Here is a 10893-nt window from a genome sequence, read left to right on the forward strand (position 1 = left end):
ACCATGCACCTGCTGCCAGGCCGAGCCCGGATCTGGCAGCAGGTGCATGGTCATCTCGCGATCAGACGACGGGTCGGACGACGGCCGTGTCGGCCGGCTCGCCGTCCGCCCCCTCGCCGTCTGCCCTCTCGCCGTCCGCCCCCTCGCCGTCCGGGCCGTCGGCCGCGTCGGCGTCCGGCGTCGGGTCGCCCGGGGCCTCCTGGTAGCGGCGGCTCAGCAGCCGGTAGTACTTGCTCGACAGGGCGTAGCCCGTCAGCAGCAGGCCGAGCACCGCGATCAGGACGAACACCAGCGCGATCCCGCGCGCGTCGCCCGTGCCGAACCAGTCACCGATCCAGCGGGCGCCCGTACCGCCCTCACGCATGAAGGGAATGAAGAAGAACTGGGTGAGCGGGCTGATCAGGAACGCGGTGAGCGGCGACGCCGCCTGCTCCAGCGACTGCGCGAAACCGAACACCCGGCCCTGCCGCTCGTACGGCACGACCTTCTGCAGCACCGTCTGCTCGGAGGCCTCGACGTACGGCATCGCGATCATGTACGCCGCCAGCCCTGTCACGAGCCAGACCACCGAGGCCTGCATCGGGAAGACCACCGTGACGGCCCACAGCCCCAGGTTGACGAGCAGGATGGTGCGTACGGGGTTGGAGCCGAGGCCGGTGCGTGCGATGAGCAGACCCGACACGATCATCAGCGCGCTGAGCCCGCCCCAGACGAAGCCCCATGCCTGCACGGACATCATCGACAGCCCGTACGCGTCCATGAGCGCCATGAACCCGCCGCCCAGCACGTTGTTCAGCGCGGTGAAGGCGATGAGCGCCCACATGCCGGGGATCCGTCCGACGACCTTCATGGTGCCCCGGAGGTCGACCTTCCGCGGCTCCCCCTCCGCCGCCGCATGCGACAGCGCCTCCGGGACCTTGACGAAGTGCAGGTGCACCAGCGCAACGGCGAGCACGCCGATCGCCAGGATCAGGCAGGTCCGCATGCCGTCGAACGCGACGAGGAGGCCGCTGATGACCGAGGTCACCAGGAACGAGACGCCCGTGACCGTCCCCACGAGGCCATTGGCCCGGTCACGGAGGGACTCGTCGAAGAGGGCCGTGACGACGGTCGGGAGCGCGATCGAGCGGAGGTTGCCTGCGATGACGCCGCACATGAGCAGCACGACGAGCACCCACAGCCGCACGCTGCCCGGATCCGTCCACTCCTGCGCCGGGGTGACGAGGTAGATGATCAGGCTCGCCACGTAGAAGGCGATGGAGACCAGGGCGGACGCCTGCATCACCGCCTTCTTGCGGTGGTGGTCCACGAGGCTGCCGAACCACACCCCCGTGCTGACCATCGCCACGAGGAACAGGCCGGCGATCACCCCGGTGGCGAAGACCGAGCGGGTCTGCAGGAACACGAAGAAGGTGATGGCGAACCACACCGTGAAGTTGATGACCCCCGCGAGCAGCACGTTCACCAAGAGCTGGGCGAACGTACGGACGGTCGGGTCGGACAGGTGAAGGCGCGGGGCGTCGGCGTCGGTGACGGGCGGATCGGTGCTCATGGGGAGTACTCCAGTACCTGAACTATGGTTGAGGTCAAGCCTTGGCCGTACCTCGGCGTCCACCATGTCGACGACGGACACGACCAGAACTCATCGGCCGCCGCACCGTTCGCCTACGGCCGCGGTACCGCAGCGAGCGCCGACTGACCCAGCCACACCGGTAGCTCGCGGCGTGCCTCGGCGGGCCCGTCCAGGCTCACCACCTCGCCGCGCAGTGCCACCTGCCACGACAGGTCGCCCCGCCACACCCGGACCAGCGTGCGGAGAGCGGCCGACACGGTGACTGTCGCCTCGAACCCGGGGTCGTAGTCGCAGACGTCGACCTCGCCGTCGCGGACCACGAGCCACCAGCGGGCTACGGGCGCGGGGACGCCGTCGAGCCGGAACGCGACCACGGTGCGCTCGCGCGGCCAGGCGTCGACGGGCACCGTGCGCCGCATGTCCCACATGAGGAGGTGCGGGTCCAGGTCGGCCTCACCGAGCCCGCCGACCCAGCGCGCACCCCAGATGCCCAGGCCCTCCACGAGGGGCCGGAGCTCCTCGCCCGCGGGCGTGAGCCGGTAGCCGGGGTGGCCCTCGGCCTCGAAGCGCCGCACCACGCCGGCCCGCTCCAGCGAGCGCAGCCGTTTCGCGAGCAGCGCGGGGGACATCTTCGGGACGCCGCGCCGCAGCTCGTTGAACCGGGTGCTGCCGGCGAGCAGCTCGCGGACCACGAGGAGCGTCCACCGCTCGTCGAGCACCTCCATGGCCTTGGCCACCGGGCAGAACTGGCCGTACGTCGTCATGAAGCCTCCTCGCCGGGCCCCCGCCCGTCCAGTCAACGCCCGGCCGGGACGGCGCACCAGTACAGAACGAGAACCTCACCCGGTACAGACACAGCACTGGATGGCGTGCGTCCGTCGGGCGGACCGTGGGAGTCCCAGAAACCTCCGGACAAGGAGCAGTCCCATGACCGACACCGTCGTCGTCCCACCCGACGTCCTCACCGCCGTCCGCACCAAGCATCGCGCCCTGTGGGCGGCCGGCGACTACCCCGTGCTCGCCGCGGAGGTGATCCCCGCCCTCGGGCCCGTCCTGGTCGAGGCCGCCGGCGTGCGGCCGGGCGATCACGTGCTCGACGTCGCGGCGGGCTCAGGCAACGCCGCCATCCCCGCCGCGCTCGCCGGCGCGCACGTGATCGCCTCCGACCTCACGCCCGAGCTGTTCGACGCCGGCCGGGCGGCCGCCGCGGCCAGCGGCGCCGAGCTCACCTGGGCGGAGGCCGACGCCCACTCCCTCCCGTTCGACGACGCGGCGTTCGACCGCGTGCTGTCGTGCGTCGGGGTCATGTTCGCCCCGTTCCACCGGACGGCGGCCGCCGAGCTGCTCCGCGTCACCCGGCCGGGCGGGACGATCGGTCTCATCGCGTGGACGCCCGCCGGGTTCATCGGCCAGATGTTCGCGACGATGAAGCCCTACGCACCGGCGCCGCCGCCCGGCGCCGAGCCGCCGCCGCTGTGGGGTGACGAGGCGCATGTCCGTGACCTGCTCGGCGACGGTGTCACGGACGTGCACGCCGAGGTGCGCACGCTCCCCGTCGAGCGGTTCTCCTCCGGCACGGAGTTCCGCGAGTTCTTCAAGGCCGTGTACGGCCCCACCATCGCGGTCTACCGCAACGTGGCGGACGACGCTGAGCGCACGGCCGCCCTCGACCAGGCGCTCCTGGACCTGGCCGCCCGGTTCCAGGACGCCGACGGCGCCATGGGCTGGGACTACCTGCTCCTGACGGCGACGCGAGCCTGAGGGTCAGCCCACCGACACGTCTACCGTGTGCCAGCCGGTGGCTCCGTCCGGGGCGGGCGGAGCCTCGGCGTCGGTCTGGACCAGTCCGTCGGCGTCCGTCGCCCGCACCGCGAGCGTGTGGTCGCCAGCGTCCAGGTCGAGGGACACGCGCCACTGGCGCCACGTGTCCGGGCCGACGGTCTCGGCGAGCTCCGCGGTGACCCAGTCGCCGTCGTCGGCCCGGACCTCGACCTTGCCGATGCCCGTGTGCTGGGCCCAGGCGACGCCGGCGACCGTCACGGCGCCTGCCGCCACCGACCCGCGGGGCACGTCGATGCGCGACTGCACCTTGATCGGTCCCAGCGCGGACCAGCCGCGCGGGGTCCAGTAGCCCTGGTCGGCGGCGAACGTGGTGACCTTGAGCGATGTCACCCACTTGGTAGCGGATACGTAGCCGTACAGGCCTGGGACCACGAGGCGCGCGGGGAAGCCGTGGTCGACGGGCAGCGGCTCGCCGTTCATGCCGACCGCGAGCAGGCTGGCGCGGTCCGGGTCCTGCAGCACCTCGAGCGGCGTGCCGGCGGTGAACCCGTCGTCGCTGCGCGAGAGCACCATGTCGGCACCGGCCTGCGGCTTCGCGCGCTCCAGCAGGGCACGGATCGGGTAGCCGAGCCACAGGGCGTTGCCGATGAGGTCGCCGCCGACGGGGTTGCTCACGCAGGCGAGCGTCGCGTGGTGCTCCTCGAGCGGTAGGGCGAGGAGCTCGTCCCAGGTGATGGTGAACGGTTCCTCGACCATGCCCTCCACCCTGAGCGACCACTCGGCCGGGTCGAGCTGCGGCACCCGCAGCGCGGTGTCGATGCGGTAGAAGTCGGTGTTCGGCGTGACGTACGAAGCCAGGCCGTCGAGCTCCAGGTCGGCGCCAGCGGGGACCGGCGGCGCCGTCTCGCGCGCGGACGGCAGGTGGATCTTCTCGCGGACGGCGCTCACCACGGCCGTGCCGGCAGACACGACGCGGGCGCCCGCGAGCGCCAGCACCGCCACACCCGCGGTGATCCCCGTGACCACCAGGAAGCCGCGCCGGTCCATCGCGTGGCCCGGTTCCGGCCGCAGATCGGCTGGCGGGCGCAGGCGCGCGATCGCCGACCGCAGCAGGAGCACCGCCGCGCCGATCCCGACGACGCTGGGCAGCGCCCACAGCGGCGTCGCGTCCGGGCGGAGCACCGCGACCGTCGCCCCGACCACTCCGACCGCGCCGATCAGCAGCGCGCCCGACGGCGGCCGGCGCAGCTCCAGCCGGCCAGCCAGTGCCGCCCCGAGGGCGACGACCACGCCCATCGTCCCGAGGAGGACCGCCTTGTCGTTGGTCCCGAACGCCTGCACGGCGAAGTCCTTGAGCCAGCCGGGCACGGCGTCGACCACCGCGGCGCCGCCCGCGAACAGGGTGCTCGCGCCCGGGGCGACGAGGGCGGCGACGAACTCCGCGACGGCGAGGCCCGCGGCACCGGCGAGGACGCCGGCGAGTGCGGCCCAGCCGGCGTCGTGCGGTGATCGGTCGGCCCTCGGGGTCGCGGGGCTCTCGGTTGCCTGGGTCATACGCTCAGCGTGGCACGCGGACCGGGCTCTGCCGTCGTCGGCGCCCGGATCGTCACGACTCCGTAAGGCCCTGGATGGCCCGTAGCGCCGGCGCTCAGATCCCGGTGCCGCGCACGATCTTCGAGTTGTGGGCCTGTGCGCGCGGCCGGATCGTCACCAGGTCGATGTTGACACGGTCCGGGCGGGACACCGCCCAGGCGATGGTGTCCGCGATGTCGTCGGCGACCAGGGGCGTGTAACCGTCGTAGACGGCGGCCGCCCTCTCGGCGTCGCCGCCGAACCTCACCAGCGAGAACTCCTCGGTCGCCACGGCACCCGGCGCGATCTCGATGACGCGCACGGGCTCACCCGCGATCTCCCAGCGCAGCGTCTGGGACAGCATGTGCTCCGCGTGCTTGGCGCCCGTGTAGCCGGCGCCGCCCTCGTAGGCGCCCTGGGCGGCGGTCGAGGTCACGTTCACGACGTCGGCCACTCCCTTGGTCGCGCCCGCCTCGCGCAGCAGGGGCAGCACGGCCTTGGTGACGCGCAGCGTGCCGAGCACGTTGATCTCGTACATGCGGCGCCAGTCGTCGACGTCGGCGTTCTCCACGCGGTCCAGGCCGAACGCGCCGCCCGCGTTGTTCACGACGGCGTCGAGCCCGCCGGTCGCGGTGAGGTGGGCCGCTAGGGCGGTCACGGCGTCGTCGTCGGTCAGGTCGACGGCGTAGACCTCGCAGCCCGTCTCGGCGGCGAGCGCCTCCAGCCGGTCGGCGCGGCGGGCGGCGGCAACGACGTCCCAGCCGTCGGTGCGCATGCGGCGCACGGTGGCGGCACCGATGCCCGACGACGCCCCGGTCACCAGGGCGCGGCGGTTCGGCGTGGTCTCGTGGCGGGTCCCAGGGGCGGTGCTGTCGCTCATGGCCGCACTGTAATGGTTCCTACCTCAGCGCAGCAGACCCGCCGCGTAGCCGCCGAAGAGTGCGGCGACCAGCCCCGCCACCACCAGGATCGCGACGATCCATGCCCACGGCACCCAACGCGGTGGACCGTGCTCCTCATGGCCTTGCGGCGCGCTCACCTGGCTGGACTCGGGCGGCGTCTCGCCCGGCTGGAGGTTGCCGCTCAGCGGCATCGTGCGGCCGTCCGGCTCAGGGTCCGGGTTGTGCGCTGCCGGGTTCTCCGGGTCGTTCGTCATCGTGGATCTCCCTGCCCTCGGGGTCGCCTCCACGGTAGGCACACCGGTTTCCAGTCGCGCGGCGACTGAGCGGCGACCGAGCGCCGACCCCGCGCCGGCCCTGCGCCGATGCTGAGAGCGAATTCGCTGGGGCCACCTCGATCGGCCGGTGTATCGTGACGCCGGGTCGCGGGCCCTGCTTTGGCCCGCCGATGCGGCTCTCGCTGTGAGCCGCTTCCCGCCTGGACGCGAGATGGCGCGTCGCTGCTCACTCCACGCCTGACGAAGGTCGTGGGCTGTTCGTCGACCCCTGGAGCCATCGCGTGAACCCCCTTCGTGTCCGTCCGTCCCGTGCTGTCGCCCTGCCCGCGATCGCCGCCGTCGCGGCGCTGGCCCTCGCCGCCTGCTCGGCCCCGGCCTCCGGTGAGCCGGACGCCGGGGGCGCGTCGCCGGCGACTGGCGGCTTTCCCGTCACCCTCGACAACTGCGGGTTCGAGACCGTGGTCGAGGCGCCGCCCGAGCGGGTGGTGACCATCAAGTCGTCGACCACCGAGATGCTGCTGGCGCTCGGCCTGGGCGACCGGATCGTCGGCTCGGCGTTCCTCGACGGTCCGGTGCCGGACTCGCTGGAGCCGGTGCCCGCCGTCGAGGAGCCGTTCGCGGCCGAGGCGCCCGGCTCCGAGGCCACGCTGGCGCTCGAGCCGGACCTCGTCTACGCGGGCTGGGAGTCCAACCTGACCGCGGAGACCGCAGGCGACCGCGCGACGCTCGCCCGGCTCGGCGTCGCCACGTACGTCTCCCCCGCGGCCTGCAAGGAGGAGGGGTACATGCCGGACCCACTGACCTTCGACACGGTGTTCGACGAGATCGCGGAGGTGGGCTCCCTGTTCGACGCCGAGGACGCCGCGTCGCGGCTCGTCGAGGAGCAGCGGGCCGCGCTCGACGCCATAGCGCCCGACGACCGCGGCCTGACCGCGCTGTGGTGGTCCTCGGGCGACGACACCCCGTACGTCGGGGCGGGCATCGGCGCGCCGCAGATGATCATGGACGCGGCCGGGCTGACCAACGTCTCGGCCGACGTCCACGACACCTGGACCTCGCTCGGCTGGGAGAACGTCGTCGAGGCCGACCCCGACATCCTGGTCCTCGTCGACGCCGCGTGGAACCCCGCGGACGCGAAGATCGAGACGCTGGAGTCGAACCCGGCCACCCGCGAGATGACGGCGGTCAAGGAAGGTCGCTACGTGGTGGTGCCGTTCCCGGCGACCGAGGCCGGCGTCCGGAACGTCGACGCCGTCGCCTCGGTGGTCGACCAGCTGGCGGACCTCGACCTGTGAGGCTGCTCGCCCTGCCCGCCGCGGCGCTGGTGCTCGTCCTGAGCGTCGGCGTCGCGGTGACGATCGGCCCGGCCGACCTCGCCCTGTCCGAGGTCGGCCGTTCGGTCGCGACCCACCTCGGGCTGGGCGGCGCGCTCGGCCTGGAGCCGCTCCCGGCACTGCGCGACGGCATGGTGTGGCAGCTACGGATGCCCCGCATCCTCACCGCCGCCGCCGTGGGCGCGGGTCTGGCGGTGTGCGGCGCGGTGATGCAGTCGCTCACGCGCAACCCACTCGCGGACCCGTACCTGCTGGGGTTGTCGTCGGGCGCGTCGCTCGGCGCGGTGCTGGTACTGCTCGCGGGCGTCCCGCTGCTGCTGCCGGTCGCGGCCTTCGCCGGGGCCGTCGGGGCGCTGGCGCTCGCCCTCGGGCTGGCGGGCGCGCTCGGCACGATCACGCCGACCCGCACCGTCCTGGCGGGGCTCGCCATCAGCCAGCTCTGCGCGGCGGCGGTGTCGTTCGTGATCTTCTGGTCCGCCAAGGGCGACGCGTTCCGCGAGGTGCTGTCCTGGCTCATGGGCTCGGTCGCGTCGGCGACGTGGACCTCTGTGGCGATCGCGGGCGGCGCCGTCCTCGTGCTCGGCACCCTGCTGGCGCTGACCGGGTCCGTGCTGGACGCGTTCACGTTCGGGGACACGGCCGCGGCCGCCCTCGGGGTGCCCGTGAACCGGGCCCGGTGGATCCTGCTGATCGGCGTCGCGCTGCTGACCGGGGCGCTCGTGTCCCAGAGCGGGTCCATCGGGTTCGTCGGGCTGATCCTGCCGCATGCGGTGCGGCTGTTCACCGGGGCCCGACACCGCCTGCTGCTGCCGCTGTCGGCGCTGGCCGGAGCGTCGTTCCTGATCTGGGCCGACACCCTGGCCCGCACCGTCTTCGAACCCCGCGAGCTGCCGGTAGGCATCGTCACGGCAGCCATAGGCGCCCCGATCTTCGCTTTCTTGCTCTGGAAGGGAAACCGTTGAGTGCTGGATATTTGCCCACCCAGGCCCCTTCAAGAGGGCAGATATCCAGCACTCAACGAGGGTTGAGGGCTGGACGGGTCTTCTGGGACATCAGTGGGCGGGTCGTGCTGGACGACGTCGGGGTGGTCGCCCCCGCCGGCGCCGTCACCGGGCTGCTCGGGCCGAACGGCTCGGGCAAATCCACGCTGCTGCGGGTGCTCGCCGGGGTGCAGCAGGCTGGGCGCGCCACGTCGCCGTCCGACGGCGGGGCGGCCGCGCCGTCGTCCGGCCCGGAACGTGCGGCGGACCCCGCGACGACGTTCGACGGCGCCGACCTGCGCGCGCTCCCGCGCCGCGAACGCGCCCGGCTGCTCGCCCTCGTGGAGCAGGACGCCTCTACCGACCTGCCGCTGTCCGTGCTGGACGCGGTGCTCCTGGGCCGCATACCGCACCGCTCCTTGCTCGCGGGCGACTCGGACGCCGACCGCGCCGCCGCACACGCAGCCCTTGCCGCGGCGGGCGCCGCCGAGCTCGGCGACCGTGAGGTCGGCACCCTGTCGGGCGGCGAGCGCCAGCGCGTGCACATGGCCCGTGCCCTGGCGCAGCAGCCGCGGCTGATCCTGCTCGACGAGCCGACCAACCACCTCGACATCGCCGCCCAGCTCCACGCCATGCGGGTGCTACGGGACCTGGCGGCGGACGGCGTGACCGTCGTCGCCGCCCTGCACGACCTGAACCTCGCCGCCGCGACCTGCGACCATCTGGTCCTGCTGGACCAGGGCCGGGTCGTCGCCGCGGGCCCGGTCTCCGACGTGCTGGTCCCGGCGGTGCTGGAGCCGGTGTACGGGGTGCGGGTCGACGTGCTGACGCATCCGCGAACCGGACGCCCCGTGCTCTCCTTCGACCGGGGCTTCGACGGTTTCGACGGCGGCTGAGGTCCGGCCGAGCCTCCGGCGGCACGCGGGTGGCGTCCCCATGCTGACGGATCCGCGTACCTGAACCATGATGGGAGCCATGGCCGCACCTGATCTCGTCGTCAAGGCAGGAAAGCTCGTCAACCCGTGGATGCTCCGCATCGCCGGTCGGGTCTCGCCGTGGGTGGTGCTGCACCACGTCGGACGCAAGTCCGGCAAGGAGTACAGCACGCCGCTGGTCGCGTTCGCGGCCAGGCCCGAGCAGGAGGTCCTCGCGGTGCTGCCGCTGCCGTGGGGTTCGGGCACCGACTGGGCCCGCAACACGATGAGCGCCGGAACCGTGCGGCTGACGCGCGCCGGGACGGACTTCCTGGTCAAGGACGTCCGGCTCGTGCCGGCGTACGAGGCGGTCGGATGGCTCGGTTCGGTACCGTCGACGCTCATGTCCGCGGTCGGTATCGAGGACTGCCTGGTCGGGACCCTGCACCCCGCCTGACGCCGCTGCGGCGGTCGCGTGTCATCGACCGCCTCGGCGCGGGAGTATGTTTCGCGTCGTGAACTTGCGCACAGCCACGCTGTCCGACGCCGCTGCGGTCGCCCGGGTGCACCACACGACCTGGGTCACCACCTATGGTCAGATCCTCCCGCCCGAGTTCTGGGCCACCGCCACGCTCGAACGGCGCACGACGACGTGGGAGCGGTGGCTGGCGAACGGCGCTGCCCCCGTTCTCGCCGAGGTGGACGGCGAGGTCGTCGGCATCGCGATGTCCGGCGACGCCGTCGAGCAGGAGGACGTGCTGCCGATGCGCAGCCGGCAGCTCTACCTGCTGTACGTCCTGGCTGCCCACCACGGCACCGGTGTCGGGCAGGCCCTGCTGGACGCCGTCCTGCCACCCGGGACCGGCGCGCAGCTGTGGGTCGCGGAGGACAACCCGCGCGCCCAGCGCTTCTACGAGCGCAACGGGTTCGTCCTGGAGGGCACGCGGGTCGTCGACACGACCACCGCCGACCTGGCAGAGGTACGGATGGTCAGATAGTCGGGTTACCGTTCGACTCATGTCTGACTTCCACATCCGCGCCTCGACCCCGGACGACGCCGTCGGTATCGCCGCGGTGCACTGGACCACCCGGCGTGCGGTCTTCGGCGAGCTCTTGTCAGCCGAACACTGGAAAACCGAGACGCTCGGGACCCGCACCGAGGGCTGGATGCGCATCCTCGCCGCCGGCAACAAGGCACTCGTCGCCGAGGTGGGCGACAAGATCATCGGCTTCGCGATGAAGAACCCGTCCGGCCCGCACCTCGGCCACCCGCCGGCTCGCGCCATCGAGCTGCACGAGATGTACGTCGACCCTGCCTTCCACGGGACCAACGTCGGTCACGCCCTGCTGGAGAACATCCTCCCGCCCGGCACGTCGGCCCAGATCTGGACGTACGCGACCAACCCGCGTGCGCGCAAGTTCTTCCAGCGCGCGGGCTTCCTGCCCGACGGCGTCACCGTCACCGACCCGGACACGAACGTGCTCGAGGTGCGCCTGGTCCGCTGAGGGCAGGCGCGTGGTCGGCAGAATGTCAGTTGATCGGTAGTCCGAGCTGCCGATC

The 10893-nt window shown here is 72.6% G+C and carries 12 protein-coding genes; 7 read left to right on the forward strand and 5 right to left on the reverse strand.

Annotation, left to right across the window (positions count from 1 at the left end):
* Nucleotides 1-61: 61 nt before the first annotated feature.
* Nucleotides 62-1552 (reverse strand): MFS transporter, encoded by a 1491-nt coding sequence (locus ACFWE2_RS21390; protein WP_377226224.1) that lies wholly within the window; start codon nt 1550-1552, stop codon nt 62-64.
* Nucleotides 1553-1665: 113 nt separating this feature from the next.
* Nucleotides 1666-2337, reverse strand: coding sequence for a winged helix-turn-helix transcriptional regulator (locus ACFWE2_RS21395; protein WP_377226225.1), 672 nt, complete (start codon nt 2335-2337; stop codon nt 1666-1668).
* A gap of 163 nt (nt 2338-2500) precedes the next feature.
* Between ACFWE2_RS21395 and ACFWE2_RS21400 the strand changes: the two genes are divergently transcribed.
* The gene (locus ACFWE2_RS21400; protein WP_377226226.1) at nt 2501-3334 is read left to right on the forward strand and encodes a class I SAM-dependent methyltransferase; all 834 of its coding nucleotides are present in this window, start codon (nt 2501-2503) and stop codon (nt 3332-3334) included.
* A gap of 3 nt (nt 3335-3337) precedes the next feature.
* On the opposite strand, the gene ACFWE2_RS21405 is transcribed toward ACFWE2_RS21400, so the two are convergent.
* The 3 genes from ACFWE2_RS21405 to ACFWE2_RS21415 all read right to left on the reverse strand — a co-directional run bounded on the left by ACFWE2_RS21405 (nt 3338) and on the right by ACFWE2_RS21415 (nt 6083).
* Nucleotides 3338-4909 (reverse strand): molybdopterin-dependent oxidoreductase, encoded by a 1572-nt coding sequence (locus tag ACFWE2_RS21405; protein ID WP_377226227.1) that lies wholly within the window; start codon nt 4907-4909, stop codon nt 3338-3340.
* A gap of 94 nt (nt 4910-5003) precedes the next feature.
* On the reverse strand, nt 5004-5807 hold the full coding sequence (locus ACFWE2_RS21410) for an SDR family oxidoreductase (protein WP_377226228.1): 804 nt from the start codon (nt 5805-5807) through the stop codon (nt 5004-5006).
* Nucleotides 5808-5831: 24 nt separating this feature from the next.
* Nucleotides 5832-6083 carry a DUF6480 family protein gene (locus tag ACFWE2_RS21415; RefSeq protein ID WP_377226229.1) on the reverse strand — a complete coding sequence of 84 codons (252 nt, stop codon included), beginning with the start codon at nt 6081-6083 and terminating at the stop codon, nt 5832-5834.
* Between the two features lie 302 nt (nt 6084-6385).
* Between ACFWE2_RS21415 and ACFWE2_RS21420 the strand changes: the two genes are divergently transcribed.
* The 6 genes from ACFWE2_RS21420 (at nt 6386) to ACFWE2_RS21445 (ending at nt 10838) form a co-directional block, all read left to right on the forward strand.
* On the forward strand, nt 6386-7399 hold the full coding sequence (locus ACFWE2_RS21420; protein ID WP_377226230.1) for a putative F420-0 ABC transporter substrate-binding protein: 1014 nt from the start codon (nt 6386-6388) through the stop codon (nt 7397-7399).
* Nucleotides 7396-8400, forward strand: a complete 1005-nt coding sequence (locus ACFWE2_RS21425; protein WP_377226231.1) for a putative F420-0 ABC transporter permease subunit — start codon at nt 7396-7398, stop codon at nt 8398-8400. The genes ACFWE2_RS21420 and ACFWE2_RS21425 overlap by 4 nt, the downstream gene beginning before the upstream one ends.
* 62 nt (nt 8401-8462) lie before the next feature.
* Nucleotides 8463-9314, forward strand: a complete 852-nt coding sequence (locus ACFWE2_RS21430; RefSeq protein ID WP_377226232.1) for an ATP-binding cassette domain-containing protein — start codon at nt 8463-8465, stop codon at nt 9312-9314.
* A gap of 79 nt (nt 9315-9393) precedes the next feature.
* Nucleotides 9394-9789 (forward strand): nitroreductase family deazaflavin-dependent oxidoreductase, encoded by a 396-nt coding sequence (locus ACFWE2_RS21435; protein WP_377226233.1) that lies wholly within the window; start codon nt 9394-9396, stop codon nt 9787-9789.
* 58 nt (nt 9790-9847) lie between these two features.
* Nucleotides 9848-10330, forward strand: coding sequence for a GNAT family N-acetyltransferase (locus ACFWE2_RS21440; RefSeq protein ID WP_377226234.1), 483 nt, complete (start codon nt 9848-9850; stop codon nt 10328-10330).
* Between the two features lie 19 nt (nt 10331-10349).
* Nucleotides 10350-10838: a GNAT family N-acetyltransferase gene (locus ACFWE2_RS21445; protein ID WP_377226235.1), complete on the forward strand. Its 489-nt coding sequence runs from the start codon at nt 10350-10352 to the stop codon at nt 10836-10838.
* Nucleotides 10839-10893: the final 55 nt, after the last annotated feature.

The sequence above is a fragment of the Promicromonospora sp. NPDC060271 genome (assembly GCF_042726755.1).
GTDB lineage: Bacteria > Actinomycetota > Actinomycetes > Actinomycetales > Cellulomonadaceae > Promicromonospora.